Genomic DNA, 17,888 nt, shown 5'->3' with positions numbered 1-17,888 from the left:
CGGCAGCGTGCCGGTCCGGTGCTGGAACAGCAGGTCGTTGAGGGTGCGCCCGTCCGTGGAGCACATGACCAGGGTGCGGGTCTTGGTGGTCGCCTCGTGCAGGTGCAGGTCCATGCTGAACCGGTCCCGGATCGGGGCCAGGGCGTCCTGGACGGCGGTCAGGGCGGTGTCGGTCGTGAACTCGACGCGCATGAAGAAGGTGCCGGTGTCGGGGGAGTCGAACTGCTGAGAAGAGGTGATGTACGCGTCGACGTCCAGCAGGGCGCCGGAGACGGCGTGCACGATGCCCTTCTGGTTGGTGCAGGACAGGGTGAGCACCAGGCCGGGGGAGGCGGGGCGCGTCCCGGAACGCAGGGGAGCGGGGACCGTGGCGGTCGTGGTGGTGCTGGTCATGGGGCGTGTCACCTTATTCGTGAGGGAAGGCCGGGTGGCCTCCGGTAGCTGGTGGGGCGGTGAGGGGTGAGGGCCGCTGGGCGGTCCTCAGAGGGCGGCGATCACCATGTCCTCGAAATGGGTCACGTGATCCGCGGCGAGGCGCTCTGCTTCCTGGGCGTCCCCGTCGAGGACGGACCGGATCAGGTCCACGTGCTCCTGCACGTGGGGTTCCATGGTGCCCAGGCGGGGCAGGACGTGATTCCACATCCGCATGGACAGGGAGAAGTACTGGATGAGGCTCTCCTCGATGTAGCGGTTGCCCATGGCGCGGTAGATCGACTCGTGGATCCGCGCATCGACCTGCATGAGGTCGGAGGAGGATCCCGGCTCCAGTGACTGCACGTCCATCAGGCAGGCCTCGAGGTCCCGCCGGTCCGCCTCCGTGGCGGACAGTGCGGCCCGCCGGGCGGCATAGCCCTCCAGCAGCCTGCGGGCGTCGGAGATCTCCCGCAGGTCGCGGATGGTGACCTCGGGAACGAAGGTTCCCCGATGTGAGTAGATGGTCAGGAGGCGTTCCGATTCCAGTCTCTTGACGGCCTCGCGCAACGGCGTCCGGCCGATGGACAACTCGGCCATCAGCGCTTCCTCGTCGAGGGGGGACCCGGGTGCGAGCCGGTTGTCGATGATCCGGGTGCGGATCTCCTGGTACGCGCGCTCTGCCAGGGTGGTTCGCTTGGGTGATTTCTCGACGGTGTGCATCGACGCTCCTTGGGCCATCTCCACGTGTGGGATAGAGCCTAGGAGGATCGAGGCCGGCCGCCGGGATGATGGCCGTGGCGCCGGTGAGGGTTCACCGGCGGGTCCGCCGAGGGGCGCCGGGGGCGTCCCGAGGGGTGACGCCGCGTGGGTGATGGACAGCGGGACGCTCATGCGAGGGACTTCTCCTTGGTCTCGGGGCCTTAGGCGACGGACGCCGTGAGGCCGAACAATAGGAAGCTCGCCACGAGGAGCACGGTCGTATGAGAGCCACATGCAACACATATATGACGGATGCCGAAGAACGTAACCCACATCACACCGCCGCGCAAGAGGTTCACCCAGCCTGATTTTGCCCCTTGACGGAACGTGAGGCGTGTCACTACGTTGCTCATATATGACTTGTGTATGGCATCCCCTCGGGGACCGAAGGATTGGACACCACCATGGAATCTCCGCGCGTCGTGGTCATCGGAGCCGGCATCGTCGGAGCCAACCTGGCCGATGAACTCACCCAGCGGGGCTGGACGGATCTCACCGTCCTGGACCGCGGGCCCATCCCCTCCACGGGTGGCTCGACCTCACATGCTCCAGGGCTGGTCTTCCAGTCCACCCCCTCGGAACTGCTCTCCGAGCTCGCGGCCTATACGGGGAGCAAACTCCTCGGCCTGGTCAAGGACGGCGCGGCCGCGTTCAACCCCGTGGGCGGGCTCGAGGTTGCCACCACGCCCGAGCGGCTGGCCGAACTGCACCGCCGGAACAACTTCAACGCCTGCTGGGGCGTGGAGTCTCGGGTCGTGGACGCCGCGGAGGCCAAGCAGCTGCACCCCCTGGTGGATGAGAGCCTGCTGCTGGGCGGGTTGTACGTGCCCACGGACGGGCTGGCGTCCTCCCTGCTGGCGGTCGAGCTGCTGCGCCAGCGGGCCGAGTCCCGCGGTGCGGTGTTCCGGGAGAACACGCTGGTCACGGGGATCGAGGAGTCCTCCGGGCAGGTCACCGGGGTCAGGTGCGGGGATGAGTTCGTCCCCGCGGACATCGTGATCTGCGCCGGTGGTTTCTGGGGACCGGAGCTGGGGGAGATGGCCGGGATGACCATTCCCCTGGTGCCGATGGCCCACCAGTATGTCCGGACCACCTCACTGCCGTCCCTGCGGGGCGAGACGGAGGAGGCAGTGGGCACGGGCAACAATGCCCGGTTGCCCATCCTGCGGCTCCAGGAGGACAACCTCTACTTCCGTCAGCACGGGTCCCGGATCGGTATCGGCTCCTATGGGCACCGCCCCATCCCGGTGCGTTACGACGAGATGCCGCAGGAGGTCGACGTCGAGAACGACCGGATGCCCTCCCGGCTCCAGTTCACCCCCGAGGACTTCGCCCCCGCCTGGGACGACAGCCGGCGGCTGCTGCCCGAGCTGGGACAGACGAGCGTGGAGGATGCCTTCAACGGCATCTTCTCCTTCACGCCGGACGGCAACTCCCTCGTGGGCGAGGCCTCGAACGTGTCCGGCCTGTACGTGGCCGAGGCGGTCTGGGTCACCCATTCGGCCGGCGTGGCCCGTGCCCTGGCCCAGGTGATCGTGGACGGTCACAGCGACGCCGACCTGCGGGAGATGGACCTGCACCGCTTCGAGAAGGTCCAGCTCGAGCAGGACTACATCCAGGAGACCTCCGCCCAGAGCTTCGTCGAGGTCTATCACATCAAGCACCCCCTGCAGCCCAAGGACTCCCCGCGGAACCTCCGGCTCTCCCCGTTCTTCGAGCGGCAGCAGGAGCTGGGGGCGTTCTTCCTGGAGGCGTCCGGCTGGGAGCGCCCGCAGTGGTACGAGGCGAACGCGTCCCTGCTGGAGAACCTGCCGGACGAGTGGCTGCCGCCCCAGCGTGACGCCTGGTCCGGTCAGTACTACTCGCCCATCAGCGCGGCGGAGGCCCACGCCACCCGGACCAACGTGGCGATGTACGACATGACCGCCCTGCGCCGGGTGGACATCACCGGTGAGGGTGCGGAGTCCTTCCTGGACACCCTGACCACCGGGAACATGCGGCGGAAGGTCGGCGCCGTGGCCTACACGCTGATGCTGGACGACGCCGGGGGCATCCGCAGTGACATCACCGTGGCCCGGTTCGGCCCGGAGCGGTTCATGGCCGGCATCAACGGCGGGATCGACGCGAACTACCTGGCCGTCCAGGCCCGGAGGTTCACCGAAGCCCACCCGGAGTGCCCGGTGACGGTCGAGGACATCACCGACGCCACCTGCTGCATCGGCCTGTGGGGCCCCAACGCCCGCACGGTGCTCCAGCCGCTGACCGACCAGGACCTCACCAACGAGGGCCTGCGGTACTTCCAGGGCGTGGAGACCCAGATCGCCGGGATCCCGGTCCGCCTGCTCCGGCTCTCCTACGTGGGGGAGCTGGGATGGGAGATCTACGCCGCCGCCGAGGACGGGGCGCGGCTGTGGGATGCCCTCTGGGAGGCCGGTGCCGCCCACGGGATCATCGCCGCCGGGCGGGGGGCCTTCAACAGCCTGCGGCTGGAGAAGGGGTACCGGTCCTGGGGCACGGACGTGCACACCGGGCACTACCCCGACCAGGCAGGCCTCGGCTTCGCCGTCAAGAAGGACAAGGTGGGTTACGTGGGCGCCCGGGCCCTGGCCGAGAGGGCCGGACTGGCTGGCTCCGGTCAGGGCCGGGCCCTGCGCTGCCTCACCGTGGACGACGGGACCACGGTGCTCACCGGCAGGCACGAACCGGTCCTGGTGGACGGCACGCCGGCCGGCTTCGTCACCAGCGCCGACTTCGGCTACACCGTGCACCGGCCCATCGCCCTGGCGTGGGTCCCGGAGGACCTGGCGGTCGGTGACCAGGTCACCGTCCGCACCTTCGACCGGGAGGTCACGGCCACCATCAGCGAGGAACCCCTCGTGGACCCGGCGATGGAGAAGCTGCGTTCCTGACCCACGCCGGCCGACGGGCTGGCACGTGGGCGGGCCCGGTACCACCGGGCCCGCCCATCCCTACGGACGACCTCGAGAGGCCCATGACATGACTGCCCGAGTACTGGACGGCCGCGCGACGGCCGCCGCGATGAAGAAGGACCTGGCCGCGCGGGTGGCCAGGCTGGCCGAGCACGGCCTCGTCCCCGGACTGGGCACGGTGCTGGTGGGTGAGGATCCGGGATCGCGGTCCTACGTGGCCGGCAAGCACCGGGACTGCGCCGAGGTCGGTGTGGCCTCCATCCGCCGGGACCTGCCGGAGTCGGTCACGGAGGAAGAACTGCTCGCGGTGCTGGACGAGCTCAACCAGGACCCGGACTGCACCGGATACATCGTCCAGCTGCCGCTGCCCCCGCACATCGACACGCAGCGGGTGCTGGAACGGATCGCCCCGGACAAGGACGCGGACGGACTGCACCCGGTGAACCTGGGCCGTCTCGTGGCCTCGGTCTCCGGGCAGCTGGAGTCCCCCCTGCCGTGCACGCCGGCCGGTTGCGTGGAGCTGCTGCGACATCACGGGATCGACCTGTCCGGCCGACGGGTCCTGGTCATCGGCCGGGGCGTGACCATCGGCCGGCCGGCCGGGCTGGTGCTGACCCGCAAGGACGTCAACGCCACCGTGACGCTGGCGCACACCGGGACGCAGGACCTCCGCGGGGAACTCTCCCGCGCCGACGTCGTCATCGCCGCGGCCGGTTCGGCGCACATGGTGCGGAAGGAGGACGTCGCGCCGGGAGCGATCGTGCTGGACGTCGGTGTCTCGCTGACGGTTGACGCGGACGGGCGTCAGCGCACCGTGGGCGACGTGGAGCCCGCCGTGGCCGAGGTGGCCTCGTGGGTCTCGCCCAACCCCGGCGGGGTCGGTCCGATGACCCGGGTGATGCTGGTCGCCAACGTCGTCGAGGCCGCCGAGCGCCAGGCCGCTACCAGGGTTCCCGCGGCCGCGGCAAGGCCCTGACCGGGCTGAATCCACCTGCACGGTGTCGTCCCGCCAGCCACCACCGGGGGACGGTCGAAGGAGTATTGGTCGCGGGAGCCCTGCCGTGCCAATATCGTTCGGTCGGAGTCCCTCCAGGCGTGTCATGGGAGCGCCGCCTCCGCTGCTGTCGAACGCGGGGCTCACACCCCCGGGATTCCCGGTGTCATGATGACTGAGCAGAGCGCCGCGACCCACCCCGCCGGGGAGGATGACTCCGGTCACGCGCTCAGGGCGCGGGGACAGGTTCTGGCGACCGAGCACTTCGAGGGCTTCCTGCAGGCCCTGGTGAATGCCGCTGCCGACGTTCTCGGCCCCGACGTCTTCGTCGGCGTCACGGTCGTGCGCGAGGGGCATCCGGCGACAGTGGCCAGCAGCGAGGATGACACCTACCGGTTCGATGAGATCCAGTACCGGTACGACGAGGGCCCGTGCCTGACCGCACTGCGCACCAACCAGGTCGTCCTCGTCGACAACCTCACCACCGAGCACCGGTTCGACACCTACCGGGAGGGTGCCGTGTCCCTGGGGGCACTCTCGACGTTGTCACTGCCACTGCACGGCGGGGACTCCGCCGTGGGCGCGCTCAACCTGTACTCCAACCAGCCGTACGCCTTCGGCCAGCGTGAACTGATGGAGGGCAAGCGCTTCGCCGCCGAGGCGTCACGGGCGCTGGAACTGGCCGTCAGGCTGTTGCGTCGCCCCGACCTGCTGGAACACGGGCCACCGGCCCCGACCAGGCACACCGTGATCGATCAGGCCACGGGCGTGCTGATGAGCAGACATGCGTGCGGCCCAGAGCAGGCGTTCCAGGTGCTCCGCGAATCCAGCCGGCAGCGGGGCGTCCCCGTGCGGGAACGCGCCGAGGAGATCATCGCCGCCGCCGCGGCCGACCCCGGTCTCCCTCCGCCCGGGTGACCCTCGCGATGGGACAGGGATCCTCACCGCACCGGATGACCCGTGGCCTCGACGACCTCAGGGGCCGGAGGCGTGCGTCGGGGGAACGGCCGTCAGGCTCCCGGCGATGCCCTGCGCCCAGGCCTCGATGCGGGCCCAGTCACGGTAGTCGCCGAACTGCGCGCCGAACACCCGGAACAGGGTTCTGACCCATCGGGGGAATTGCCCGGGGGTGACCACTCCCGACACCAGCAGGTGTCCGCGGGGAGCTGCCTGGTCCCGCAGCGCCTGGGCCAGACGTCGGTCCTGGCCGGCGCGGGCGCTCCGGCGGATCCAGCGGGGCAGGGCCGAGGTCATGCCCACGCTGAACAACCACACCGGACGCGCTCGCAGGGCGTGGGCATGGCGGGTGATGTACCCGGCGGCCGTCGGCAACCACTCCTGCTGGTGGATGGCGCTGCCCAGCACCACGGCCGCATACCCCTCCGGGCTCGGGGCCTGCTGCAGCGGCAGCACCTCCACCCTCAGCCCGGCGCGTCCGAGCACCTCGGCGATGCGCTGGCCGATCTCGGCCGTGGAGCCGTGGGCGCTGGCATATCCGACCAGCACCCGCGGCGCTGCCTCCTCCGGTGCTCCCTGCCCGCCGGGGACGGCCCGACGGCGTGCGGGGTGTGCAGATTCCACGGTGGACGTCCTCGCGCTAGGGGGTGCGGGCTCGAACTCCTCGCCCCGAGGGTAGGCCGGGGTCGTCGGGCACGGAAAGCCCTGATCAACCGCACGGTACGGCGCGCCCGTCCCGCGCCGGTGCTACGGCACGTAGTCCGCGCACACCGGATCCACCGGCCGGTCGCGGTGCAGCACCCAGATGCCGTGGTCGTCCTCGCTGACCACCCCGTAGCCGAGCCGCTCGGCACGCTCCAGGGCCTGGTCCGGGGTCAGCGGGTCCCAGCCACCGAGCTCCTCGACCGTGGTGTCGATGATCATCCAGGTCGCCAGGTCATCGCCGATGTCCCCGTGCAGGCCGACGTAGGTGCGGTCCACCAGGTGCGGCACCGCGTTGTCCGCCGCCTCGATGCACACGTCGTCCGGGATCATCCCCACGGCGCGATCCAGGGCCCGCGCCCACTCGGTCCGTTGCCAGGTGTCCCCGGTGACGGTGCGCTGGAACGGGAAGACCTGCGGGAAGAGCACGGTGCCGATCACCCCGCAGCCCAGCAGGACGGACACGAAGACGGCCGGCACCCGCCAACCGCGTACACCCGCCCCCGCGGCCCGGGGCAGCCGGTGACTGCCGGCGCCCGAGGCGAGGGCGCCGTCGTCGTGACCGGACGGGGGTTCCGGGGGACCGGACGCGCGCACCTGCCGGGCGTGCCGCCAGGCCCCGATGCGCGCCAGCGCCTCCAGCGCGGCCATGAGGAAGACCGGCGCCAGGATCGCGTCGTACTGGTAGACCGGGCTCCACACGTTGAGCCGGTCGTTGAACAACCGGGAGGCCAGGATCGGCATGCCGATCAGCGTGTAGGGGGACAAGAGCGGCAGCAGCCACAACGCCACGAAGTGCAGCAGCCACAGGGCGACCTTCAGCGGGTGGTCGAAGAGCACCGCGAACGCGTCGAGGGGCTGGGTGAGCATGAAGGCGATCGAGGACCCCATGTCCGGCCCCAGCGCGGTGAACTGCCAGTAGCCGAATTCGCCCTCCGGGGAGAAACGGGGGATCACCACGGAGGTGGCGAAGACGTAACCGGCCACGCCCAGAACGGCGGTGACGACGGCGGGTACCCAGGCGCGCTTGACGGCCAGCACCATCGCGATGGCCAGCAGGGTGATGCCCATGTCCTCGCGCACGGACAGCAGGGTCAGGGCCAGCACGGTGGCCAGCCAGTACCGGCGGCCGTCGATGGCCCAGACGACCCAGGCGATGACCGGCACCCCGACGGCGATCTCGTGGAAGTCCCAGTTGACCATGGCCTGGAACGGCCACCACAGGAGCATCGCCCCGGCGCCGGTGAGCGCGATGACGTGGGAGAACCGGCGGCGGGCGAACAGATAGACGGGAATGGCCGTGGAGACCAGGAGCGCCGTCATGGCGATGTTCAGCACCCGTGGGTCGTCCCAGATCCAGTACAGCGGGGCCAGCAACGCCAGGACCGGGTGGAAGTGGTCGCCGAGGATGTTGAAGTCCACACCCTTGACCGGGACGATCGGCTCCCGGAACAGGGCGTACTGGCGCACCGCCTGGTCGAAGATGCCGAGGTCGTAGCCCTTGGCCTCGAAATTGCGGAAGCGCAGGAAGGAGTGGACGAGGTAGAGCACGGCCGCCACGGCCATCACGGCCCCGAGCTGCAGCCACTGGCCTGCGGTGGTGGTGGGTCCCACGGTGTCCGCACCGTCCCGGCGGTCCGGCTGGGTGCCGATGACCCAGCGGGGAAGGCGGCGGGCGTTCATCGTCGGATCCTGCACAGTCCACCTTTCGCGCGGTCCACGCCGGTCACATGGCGCCCCAGGAGGGAGTCGAACCCCCGACCAAGAGATTAGAAGGCTCCTGCTCTATCCACTGAGCTACTGGGGCTGGGCCCGGCCATTCTACCGGCCGCACGGAACTCCACAGGTCACGGGTCACCGGCGCGTTGTGCCCGGGCCCCGGTGGGACCCCTGTGCGGGACGCGGCCGGGGCGATGTGCTGGGAAGGACCGGGCATGACGCCCGGCCCGGCGGCGGAGACCACTTGCCGACGCCGGCTCACTCGCCGGCCACGGCCGGTCCACCGAAAGGCCCCCTCATGAGCGAACACATCACCGTCCGTGGCTTCGTGGCCACCGATCCGCAGGTCCGCATGGCCCAGGCAGGCTTCTCCGTCGGCAACTTCCGACTGGCCGCCACCGACCGGCGCTTCGACCGGGAGGCCAACGCCTGGGTCGACGGGCAGACCAACTGGTTCACGATCAACATGTTCCGGGCGCTGGCCCTGAACGCGGGGGCCTCCCTGGCCAAGGGCATGCCGGTGATCATCACCGGCCGGCTCAAGGTCCGCCCCTGGGAGGCCGGGGACCGGACCGGGACTGCCGTCGAGATCGAGGCCGACTCCATCGGCCACGACCTCACCCTCGGCACCGCCCGGTTCTCCCGGTCCAGTGGGCGGACGGGCGACGCAACCGCCGCCGGCGGACCGGTTGTCGACGCCGGTGACGCCCCGGCCGAGGGACCGTTCGGCGAGGACGACGAGCCCCGCGTCGACCGGTCGACCGGCGAGGTCCTGGAGGACGGGCCGGACGCTCCCGACGAGGCGGAGGTACCCGGGCAGGAGCGGGACCTGACGCTCGCCTGAGCGGGCCGGACTGTACGCGGTGGCCGCCGCCTTCGGCCGATGCGGGAAATGCGGCGGCCACCGACTAGCCTTGAGGAATGGCGGAATTCATCTACACCATGGTCAAGGCCCGCAAGAAAGTGGGCGACAAGCTGATCCTGGACGACGTGACGATGTCCTTCTATCCGGGGGCGAAGATCGGCATGGTCGGCCCCAACGGTGCGGGCAAGTCCACGATCCTGAAGATCATGGCGGGGCTGGACCAGCCCTCCAACGGCGAGGCCAGGCTCTCACCCGGCTACACGGTGGGCATCCTGCTGCAGGAGCCCCCGCTCAACGAGGAGAAGGACGTGCTCGGGAACGTGCAGGAGGGCGTCGGGGAGATCCTCGGCAAGATCCAGCGCTACAACGAGATCTCCGAGCAGATGGCCGATCCCGATGCCGACTTCGACTCCCTGATGGAGGAGATGGGCAAGCTCCAGGAGGAGATCGACGCGGCCGACGCCTGGGACATCGACTCCCAGCTCGATCAGGCCATGGACGCCCTGCAGCTGCCCGACCCCGACGCGGACGTCACCAAGCTCTCCGGTGGTGAGCGCCGTCGCGTGGCCCTGTGCAAGCTGCTGCTGCAGAAGCCGGACCTGCTGCTGCTCGACGAGCCCACCAACCACCTCGACGCCGAGTCCGTCCAGTGGCTCGAGGGGCACCTGTCCGCCTACCCGGGCGCCGTCATCGCCATCACCCACGACCGGTACTTCCTCGACCACGTGGCCGAGTGGATCGCCGAGGTCGACCGCGGCCGGCTGTACCCGTACGAGGGCAACTACTCGACCTACCTGGAGAAGAAGCGCGCCCGCCTGGAGGTCCAGGGCAAGAAGGACGCCAAGCTGGCCAAGCGGCTCAGCGAGGAACTGGACTGGGTCCGCTCCAACGCCAAGGGCCGCCAGGCCAAGTCGAAGGCCCGTCTGGCCCGCTACGAGGAGATGGCCGCCGAGGCCGAGAAGACCCGGAAGCTGGACTTCGAGGAGATCCAGATCCCGCCGGGGCCGCGCCTGGGCACCCAGGTCATCGAGGCGAAGAACCTGAAGAAGGGCTTCGGCGACCGCGTGCTGATCGATGGCCTGTCCTTCTCCCTGCCGCCCAACGGCATCGTCGGGATCATCGGGCCCAACGGCGTCGGCAAGACCACCCTGTTCAAGACCATCGTGGGCGTCGAGCCCCTCGACGACGGCGACCTGAAGGTCGGCGAGTCCGTGAAGATCTCCTACGTGGACCAGTCCCGCGGAGGCATCGACCCGGAGAAGTCCCTCTGGGAGGTCGTCTCCGACGGCCTGGACTACATCAAGGTCGGCCAGGTCGAGATGCCCTCGCGGGCCTACGTCTCGGCGTTCGGCTTCAAGGGCCCGGACCAGCAGAAGAAGGCCGGGGTGCTCTCCGGCGGTGAGCGCAACCGCCTGAACCTGGCACTGACCCTCAAGGAGGGCGGCAACCTGCTGCTGCTCGACGAGCCCACCAACGACCTCGACGTCGAGACCCTGACCTCGCTGGAGAACGCCCTGCTGGAGTTCCCGGGGTGCGCCGTGGTCATCTCGCACGACCGCTGGTTCCTGGACCGGGTGGCCACGCACATGCTGGCCTACGAGGGCACCGAGGAGGACCCCGCGAACTGGTACTGGTTCGAGGGCAACTTCGAGTCCTACGAGGCGAACAAGGTCGAGCGGCTCGGCCCCGAGGCGGCGCGCCCGCACCGGGTCACGCACCGCAAGCTCACCCGCGACTGAACCGGTCCCGGCACCACGCCGGACGCCCGACGACGGCGGCCCCCACCACCGAGGTGGGGGCCGCCGTCGTGCGTGGTCTCAGATCGTGGCCAGCCGGGCGTTGCACAGGTCCTCGGTGTAGTGACTCCGGACCCTCAGCTTGCGCTCGAGGTCCTGGATGACGGCGGCGGCGAAGTCCTTGCCGTAGAGCCGCAGGCACGAGCCGAGGCCGCCCGGGGAGAACACGTTGATCTCCATGAGCTTGTCACCGACCATGTCCAGGCCGACCAGGAACAAGCCGTCCGCGATGAGCTTCGGACGGACCACCTCGGCCAGGTACAGCATCTCCTCGGTGACCCGCACGGCCTCCGCGGTTCCCCCGGCCGACATGTTCGACCGCACCTCTCCACTGGCGGTGCGACGGCGGAACGCCGCGTACTTCCCGCCGACCTGGAGGGGCGTGCCGTTCATGAGCATCATCCGCACGTCCCCGTCCTTGGCCTCGGGCAGGTACTCCTGCGCCACGACGTACCCGTCCCGGGCGATGGCCTCCACGATCTGGTTCCGGTTCGGGGCCTCCTTGCGGTCCACCACGAACACGCCCTTGCCTCCCGAACCCTGGAGGGGCTTGAGCACCGCCTTGCCGTTCATCTCGTCGATGAACTCCGAGATCATCTGCTGGTCCCGGGAGATCAGCGTCCTCGGGCGCACGACGTCGGGGAAGTGCTGGAAGTAGGCCTTGGACAGGGCACCGGCCAGGGTGAGCGGGTCGTTGACCACCAGGACGCCGTTGGCGGCGAACAACCGGCCGAAGGCCACGGCCGCCGTGGAGGCCCACGGACGCTCCTTCGCGTCATCGGCGGGGTCATTGCGCAGCATCACCACGTCGAAGTCCTGGATGGGGACCTGGCGGGCGGACCGGGGCTTCTGCACGTCCGCCAGGTACCGGTCCAGCGAGCGGTAATTCCTCGCCGCGGTGCCGTGGGCCCGCACGGAGAGGGTACCGTCCGGTGCGTACGAGAAGTCCCCGGTACCCGTCAGCAGCGCCTCGTGCCCCAGTTGCGTGGCGGCCATCGCCAGACGCGTCGTGGTGTACGTGGACTTCTCGGTGGCGACGTCGTTGACGACGAATCCGATGTTCATGGACCTCCGATCAACAGGTACAGCGAGTGGGGTCGCCTTCGGCCGGGCCGGCCGAGGGTCCTCAACGGTTCACCAGGTCGGCCGGATCATCCAGGTCCGCCAGCCGGTCCAACCGCTCGATGCAGTCCCTCTCGGTCAGCCAGCGCGGCTGGAGCCGGGGTGGCTGCAGGACGCCACGGTCCCTCAGGTCGGTCACCAGGGGCAGGTCCTGCAGCGAGAACTTGCCCAGCAGCAACAGGTCCAGGGTCCCGCCGGCGCGCAGGTGCTCGATCAGGTCGAGCACGCCGCGCAGGTAGATGGCGTCCTTGGTCAGGCCACCGGACCGGAAGGCACGCATGGTCGTGGTGAAGGCCGAGGAGGCGGGGACCCCCTCCTCCACGAGCGCGTCGTGCGCGTCCCGGAAACTGGCGCCGGTGACCATGCGGTGCACCGTGATGATCCGGGTGGCCAGCTGACGCAGGCGGAAGGCGGTCAGTCCACCGCTGGCCACCTCGGCCAGCACGGCAAGGCCCTCCTGGGTCTCGTCGTACCCGGACAACCCCGTGCCCATCACCTTGATGGGCTGGGTGGCCCCGTTGACCTGGGTGACCAGATGGGTGCCGACCTCGTGCTGCATCAGGGCGTGGGCGCGGACCTTCTGGACCTTGGACTGCGGACCCAGGATCAGGGACTCCCCGGAGACCATCACGCCGGAGACGTCCTTGCGGATCTCGGCGTGCATCTCGATGTCGGCATCCTGCTCCCGGTAGTAGTCGATCTCCTCCTGGGCCAGCGTCAGCACCTCGTGCGCATCCAGGCTCTTCCCGGCGCCCTCCGGCACAGTCACCGTGCTCATGAGGCGATCGGCGATCTGCCGCAACGCCGGGGTGATGGCTCCGTACAGTTCGATGCTGAGGGGCATGAAATCCGCGGTGTCCCGCGCCTCGAGCATCTCGATCTGCAGGCCCAGCTCGCGGTGCTTCTCACGCAACAGCGTGCCGAGGACGGGGTCGTCCACGTCCCGGATGGGCATGTCCTTGAGCACCTGACGCAGTACGTCCGGGTCGTCCTCCAGCGTCCGGTACCGGAACTCCGGCAGTTCACCGGTGGCCAGGAACTCCGCCCGGGCCTGCTCCACGTTCATGGGCGTCACGTCCAGGAGGAACCGGAAGGACCGCGAGACCAGTGCCAGCTCGTGATCGATCGCCCGGTCGCGCAGAGATGCCGTGATGCCGTCCCGGTCACCGGGAGGCCGCACGCCGTCCGTCCTGTCGCCGAGAGTGATGGCGGTGATCTTCCGCGCCGTCTTCGCAGCTCCCGGCGTCCCGGCCGACGTCCCGCTCGTCCTGGCATCCGAGGCGGGACCGGACGTGCTCCCGGTCTTGCTCCCGGTCTTGGATGCAGCCTTGTTGCCGGACTTGTTCCCGGTCTTGTTGTCCGTCTTCTTGCTCATGGCGTCGGCACCGAGACCTCCCGCAATGCCGCCTCCACCGGGGCCACCGTCGCGGCCAGGGCGTCGGCCAGCTGGCCCAGGTGGGCGTCGTCCACCTCACCGGTCCATTCGTCCATGAAGGTCTTCTTGAACTCCAGGGCGAGCACGCAGGCGGTGTCGGGGAACCGCCGGTGGACCCAGCGTCCCTCGTTCTGGCCCCAGAACCGCACGTTCTCCCGCACGTCCAGTCGTCGCCCGGTGGCCGGGATGACCGGTGCGGACAGCGCCTCCATGAACGCGTCGACCACGGGGATCCAGGGCTGCCGGTCCAGGGTGCCGGTGCCCACGTTGACGTCCGGGTTGCCCTCCTGGGGTGCGGGCGCGGCGTCGGGACCGTCGCGGCGATGGTTGTAGGTGTGCAGGTCGAAGACCACGAACGGGCCCCGGGCCGCCAGCCGGGCGACCCGGCGCTCGAGCTCGGCGAACCAGGCGTCGTGGACCTGCCGGCTCCGGCAGGCGACGTCCGGGGGCAGTTGCCCGTCCCGCCAGACCCGGAGCCCCCAGCACTGCTCCGGGACGACGCAGACGCAGGTGCTCCGGGGACGGTTGAGGTCGGCCTCGAACCTGGACCGGTGCATGACCATGCCCGAGCCGATCCCGGCGCCGATCCGGTCGGAATAGGGATCCTCCTCCCGGAACCGGACGGCCTCGTCAAGCACCATCAGGTCCCGGACCTCCTCCCGCAGGTCATGGCCCGCGTGCACGGCCGTGTAGGCGACCTGGGTGTCCCAGGAGCCCACGACGGTGAGGATCCGGTCCGGTCCGGAGCCCGTGTCCATGTCGGCGTGCATGTGCATGCCCTCAAGGTAGACCACAAGGGGTACCCGGGGGCAGGGGGTAATGGCTTATCGGGAGGGGCGCCACGCGGTCTTCAGGAACAGGTTCTGGACGGCGCCCTGCACCCGGTACTTGGTGCCCGCGGGCACCCGGAGCATGCCCTCCTGGGCCACGGAGGCCACCAGCTCACCCTCGCGGGAGTAGATCCGGCCGTGGCTGAGGCCGCGGGCACCCTGGGCGGAGTGGCTGGTCTGGACGTAGAGCAGCCACTCGTCCACCCGGGCCGGCCGGTGCCACCACATCGCATGGTCCAGGGACGCCACGCTCATGCCGGGGCGGACCCATGCCAGGCCGTGACGGCGCAGGACCGGCTCGAGCAGGGTGTAGTCCGAGACGTAGGCCAGCGCCGCGCGGTGCAGGTTCGCGTCACCCTCCAGGGTGGAGAACGTCTTCATCCACACCATGTTGGTGGCCACCCTCTCCCGGGCGGGGGTGGCCTCGATCGGGGCGTCCACGTGACGGATGTCGAAGGGGCGGGCCCAGGACCACTCCTGGGCCACCGGATGCTGGAGGTGGCCCAGGCGCTGGGAGGTGCTCGGCAGCGATTCCGGGTCCGGGACCCCGGAGGGCATGGGGGACTGGTGCTCGATTCCCGGGGCCGGCTCCTGGAACGAGCAGATCAGGGACAGGATCGTCACGCCGTCCTGTTCCGCCTGCACCCGGCGCACCGAGAACGAGCGTCCGTCGCGCAGGTCCTCCACCGCGAAGGAGATCGGCTTGAGGGCGTCGCCGGGGCGGATGAAGTACCCGTGCATCGAGTGGATCGCCCGGTCCGGGTCGACGGTGCGGATCGCGGCCATCAGGGCCTGGGCCATCACCTGGCCCCCGAAGACCCGTCCCCGGGCCTGGGGCGGGGTGAGGCCGGTGAAGCGGATCCCGCGCGCCTCATCGGGCCCGTCCTCGGTGAGTGTCAGGACCTGGCGCAACACCTCCGTGGGGTCCTCGGGGAACCTGCCCCGTTGCCTCCGCACCCTGTCAGCCACCATGGACCGTCCCTCCGACCGTGACGAGGAAGGGCTACCTGTTGGTAACCTGCCCGCCAGTCTATCCCTGTCACTCACCCCGGCCTCACCCCGGGCCGGCGATGGGAGAATGGGGGCCATGCCCGCCCCCGATACGCCCGCACCCGATACGCCCGCGCCCGGTCAGGAACTCGTCCTGGAGGACCTCGACGCCGTCGCCGACCTGGAGCGGTATGCCACCCGGGCCCGCACCATGGCGGACACCGGGATGCGCCTGCAGGTGGTCGGCCCCGTCCTGGCCGCATGGGTCTCGGTCCTGCAGCCCCGGGGGCTGGGGGACCGCGTGCCGGTGGCGCTGGGCCTGCGGACCTTCCGCCTGGACCGGGCCGGCGCCGACGGCTGGGACGAGGTCTACCCGTTGTCCTCGGTCCTGGAGCGCCTGGCCCGGATGACCTCCACCTCGCGCACCGCCCTGACCCTGCCCCCGGTCACCGAGGCCGCCCCGTGGACGGCCGTGACACCGCCGCGCTCGGGCTGGTCGTCGGTGGCCGCCGTCGCGGACGACGAGCTCCAGCAGGTTGCCCAGGACGGGATCCGCGAGCTCGGGGCCGCACTGCCGCAGGACCCGGGGGCCTCGATGGTCGCCCAGGCCCGCGCGGCCGTGTGGGGGCGGCTGCTCGGGGGCACCTCCGTGGAGGCCGGGGACGGGTTCCTGCCGGCCGGGGCCGCGTTCGCCGCCCACGGGCTGGGCTTCCTCACCCCCGGGGGCACCACCACGGTCCACACCTCGGGCCCGTGGGTCCGGCTGTCCAGCCCGGCCGGGTTCGTGCTGTGCCGCCAGCCGATGGCCCTGTAGGGGACGGGCCCCTCAGACGGAGTTCACCATGGAATGGGCGGCCCGCTCGAGGTAGTCCCACAGGGTCTGCTCGTGCAGCGGGGCCAGCTCCAGGGAGTCCACGGCCACCCGCATGTGCCGCAGCCAGGCGTCCCGGGCCGCGAAGTCGATCGTGAAGGGCGCGTGGCGCATGCGCAGCCTGGGGTGGCCGCGCTGCTCGCCGTAGGTGCGCGGACCGCCCCAGTACTGCTCCAGGAACATCCGCAACCGGTCCTCGGCCGGGCCGAGGTCCTCCTCGGGGTACATCGCACGGAACCCCGGGTCCTCGGCCACGCCCTCGTAGAACACGCGGGCCAGCTTCGCGAAGGTCTGGTGCCCGCCCACCTGGTCGTAGAACGAGGCGTTCTCCGGTTGCGCCCCTCCGGGGGCCGACGCGGCACCCGCTCCCGACGCCGGCCCGGTGGCCGCCGCGGGGGGAGTCGCCGCGGGAGGCGTGGGCGCCGGCATCATCCCGGGCCGGTTCTCCAGGCCGGTCACCCGGCTGGGTGCCTTGCCCTGACGCGGCGTGAGCACGGCGATCGGCGCTCCGAGCCGACTGCCGAAGTCCGGCAGGTGGCGCATCTGCCGGACCTGCTGCGGGACGATCTCCACCGGGAAGTTCACCGAGCGGGCGATGAAGCACTGCTCGTGGGCCCTCGCGTGCAGGGCCTCGGCCGCGTCACGCTGGGACTCGTCGGCGAGCCAGATCTCGGGGGACAGGGTCGCGGAGGTGACCGAACCGCCGTCGGGCCCGAAGGTGAGCACGCACTCGGCGCGGCAGGAGGCTCCGGTGACCACGATCCCCGCGGCGGTGGCCGCCTGCATGTAGGACAGCAGGTGGCACTCCGCGAGCGCCGCCAGCAGCAACTGCTCCGGGTTCCACCGCTCCTCGTCACCGTGGAAGGCGCGGGCGGCCGATCCGGACAGTTCTCCGGGTCCCTCGGCCTGGATGACCAGGTCGCGGGCGTAGTCCTTGTATCCGGAGGTCCCGGTGCCCCGGTTCCCGGTCCATTCGGCGCGCAATGAGAAGGTGTGTTCCACCCTTCCACGCTACCGCCCCCGGACTGGGCCGCCGGATTCCGGGCCACGGTCCCGTCGCATTGACGACCTCCGTAGACTGGCGACCTGGGAGGCAGCATGCACACGATTCACCTCCTCACGGTCTCCGATCGGGTGTCGGCCGGGACCGCTGAGGACACGGCCGGCGCGGCGGTCCGCGCCCTGCTGTCCGAGGCGCTGCCGGACTGGCCGCTGGACCACCGCGTGGTTCCCGACGGCGACGTGCCGGTGGGCGAGGCCGTCGCCGCGGCCTGCCTCGGCGGGGCACGCGTGGTGCTCACCCTCGGCGGGACCGGGGTCGGCCCGCGGGACCGCACGCCCGAGGCCGTGACCCCGCTGATCACCCGGCACCTGCCCGGCATCCCGGAGCTGCTGCGCAGTGCGGGTCGCCAGCAGACACCGGCCGCGGTGCTCTCGCGCGGCGTGGCCGGGGTCGTCACCGACGGCGGCCGTGAGGTCGGCGCGATCCTGGCGCCCATCTGCA

16 protein-coding genes, 1 tRNA gene and 1 pseudogene are annotated in these 17,888 nt (G+C 70.5%); 7 read left to right on the top strand and 11 right to left on the bottom strand.

What is annotated here, in order from left to right:
- The coding region (locus PLJ28_RS12645) for a formyltetrahydrofolate deformylase (protein ID WP_502877089.1) at positions 1-393 on the bottom strand (393 nt) is incomplete at its 3' end.
- Between the two features lie 87 nt (positions 394-480).
- On the bottom strand, positions 481-1,134 hold the full coding sequence (locus PLJ28_RS12640; RefSeq protein ID WP_183525187.1) for a GntR family transcriptional regulator: 654 nt from the start codon (positions 1,132-1,134) through the stop codon (positions 481-483).
- A gap of 443 nt (positions 1,135-1,577) precedes the next feature.
- Between PLJ28_RS12640 and PLJ28_RS12635 the strand changes: the two genes are divergently transcribed.
- The 3 genes from PLJ28_RS12635 (at position 1,578) to PLJ28_RS12625 (ending at position 6,015) form a co-directional block, all read left to right on the top strand.
- Positions 1,578-4,082, top strand: a complete 2,505-nt coding sequence (locus PLJ28_RS12635) for a GcvT family protein (protein ID WP_183525190.1) — start codon at positions 1,578-1,580, stop codon at positions 4,080-4,082.
- Between the two features lie 88 nt (positions 4,083-4,170).
- Positions 4,171-5,079: a bifunctional methylenetetrahydrofolate dehydrogenase/methenyltetrahydrofolate cyclohydrolase gene (locus PLJ28_RS12630; RefSeq protein ID WP_298045146.1), complete on the top strand. Its 909-nt coding sequence runs from the start codon at positions 4,171-4,173 to the stop codon at positions 5,077-5,079.
- Between the two features lie 189 nt (positions 5,080-5,268).
- Entirely contained in the window at positions 5,269-6,015 is a 747-nt protein-coding gene (locus tag PLJ28_RS12625; protein WP_324590195.1) for a GAF and ANTAR domain-containing protein, read from the top strand.
- Positions 6,016-6,072: 57 nt separating this feature from the next.
- Here PLJ28_RS12625 and PLJ28_RS12620 read toward each other — a convergent pair whose 3' ends face one another.
- From PLJ28_RS12620 to PLJ28_RS12610, 3 genes are all read right to left on the bottom strand, one after another.
- Positions 6,073-6,678, bottom strand: a complete 606-nt coding sequence (locus tag PLJ28_RS12620; protein ID WP_298045148.1) for a flavodoxin domain-containing protein — start codon at positions 6,676-6,678, stop codon at positions 6,073-6,075.
- 123 nt (positions 6,679-6,801) lie between these two features.
- A complete protein-coding gene (locus tag PLJ28_RS12615) occupies positions 6,802-8,439 on the bottom strand; it encodes a DUF2079 domain-containing protein (protein ID WP_298045149.1) in 1,638 nt (545 codons plus the stop codon).
- Positions 8,440-8,487: 48 nt separating this feature from the next.
- Positions 8,488-8,563: transfer RNA gene (locus PLJ28_RS12610), tRNA-Arg, on the bottom strand.
- A gap of 210 nt (positions 8,564-8,773) precedes the next feature.
- Here PLJ28_RS12610 and ssb point away from each other — a divergent pair.
- Together ssb and ettA are read left to right on the top strand one after the other, a co-directional pair.
- The gene (gene ssb, locus PLJ28_RS12605; protein WP_183525198.1) at positions 8,774-9,319 is read left to right on the top strand and encodes a single-stranded DNA-binding protein; all 546 of its coding nucleotides are present in this window, start codon (positions 8,774-8,776) and stop codon (positions 9,317-9,319) included.
- Positions 9,320-9,396: 77 nt separating this feature from the next.
- Positions 9,397-11,079, top strand: coding sequence for an energy-dependent translational throttle protein EttA (gene ettA / locus PLJ28_RS12600; protein WP_010144796.1), 1,683 nt, complete (start codon positions 9,397-9,399; stop codon positions 11,077-11,079).
- A 78-nt stretch (positions 11,080-11,157) separates the two neighbouring features.
- Here ettA and PLJ28_RS12595 read toward each other — a convergent pair whose 3' ends face one another.
- The 4 genes from PLJ28_RS12595 to PLJ28_RS12580 all read right to left on the bottom strand — a co-directional run bounded on the left by PLJ28_RS12595 (position 11,158) and on the right by PLJ28_RS12580 (position 15,495).
- Positions 11,158-12,201 carry a glutathione synthetase gene (locus PLJ28_RS12595; RefSeq protein ID WP_298045150.1) on the bottom strand — a complete coding sequence of 348 codons (1,044 nt, stop codon included), beginning with the start codon at positions 12,199-12,201 and terminating at the stop codon, positions 11,158-11,160.
- 61 nt (positions 12,202-12,262) lie between these two features.
- Entirely contained in the window at positions 12,263-13,633 is a 1,371-nt protein-coding gene (locus tag PLJ28_RS12590; protein WP_298045151.1) for a peptidase MATCAP family protein, read from the bottom strand.
- The gene (locus PLJ28_RS12585) at positions 13,630-14,469 is read right to left on the bottom strand and encodes an N-formylglutamate amidohydrolase (protein WP_298045152.1); all 840 of its coding nucleotides are present in this window, start codon (positions 14,467-14,469) and stop codon (positions 13,630-13,632) included. The genes PLJ28_RS12590 and PLJ28_RS12585 overlap by 4 nt, the downstream gene beginning before the upstream one ends.
- A 48-nt stretch (positions 14,470-14,517) precedes the next feature.
- Positions 14,518-15,495, bottom strand: a complete 978-nt coding sequence (locus PLJ28_RS12580; protein WP_298045153.1) for an acyl-CoA thioesterase — start codon at positions 15,493-15,495, stop codon at positions 14,518-14,520.
- A gap of 115 nt (positions 15,496-15,610) precedes the next feature.
- Here PLJ28_RS12580 and PLJ28_RS12575 point away from each other — a divergent pair, with 115 nt between their 5' ends.
- A complete protein-coding gene (locus tag PLJ28_RS12575) occupies positions 15,611-16,327 on the top strand; it encodes a DUF8185 domain-containing protein (protein WP_298045154.1) in 717 nt (238 codons plus the stop codon).
- A gap of 12 nt (positions 16,328-16,339) precedes the next feature.
- On the opposite strand, the gene PLJ28_RS12570 is transcribed toward PLJ28_RS12575, so the two are convergent.
- Together PLJ28_RS12570 and PLJ28_RS12565 are read right to left on the bottom strand one after the other, a co-directional pair.
- Positions 16,340-16,813 (bottom strand): globin, encoded by a 474-nt coding sequence (locus PLJ28_RS12570; RefSeq protein WP_298045161.1) that lies wholly within the window; start codon positions 16,811-16,813, stop codon positions 16,340-16,342.
- Positions 16,814-16,960: 147 nt separating this feature from the next.
- Positions 16,961-17,386, bottom strand: a pseudogene (locus tag PLJ28_RS12565) (OsmC family protein); the annotation flags it as partial.
- A gap of 96 nt (positions 17,387-17,482) precedes the next feature.
- On the opposite strand from PLJ28_RS12565, the gene PLJ28_RS12560 reads away from it, so the two are divergent.
- A partial coding sequence (locus tag PLJ28_RS12560) for a molybdopterin-binding protein (RefSeq protein ID WP_324590194.1) occupies positions 17,483-17,888 on the top strand: 406 nt, incomplete at its 3' end.

Source organism: Citricoccus sp., assembly GCF_035445025.1.
Lineage (GTDB): Bacteria > Actinomycetota > Actinomycetes > Actinomycetales > Micrococcaceae > Citricoccus.
This window is presented reverse-complemented; position numbering and strand designations above follow the sequence as displayed.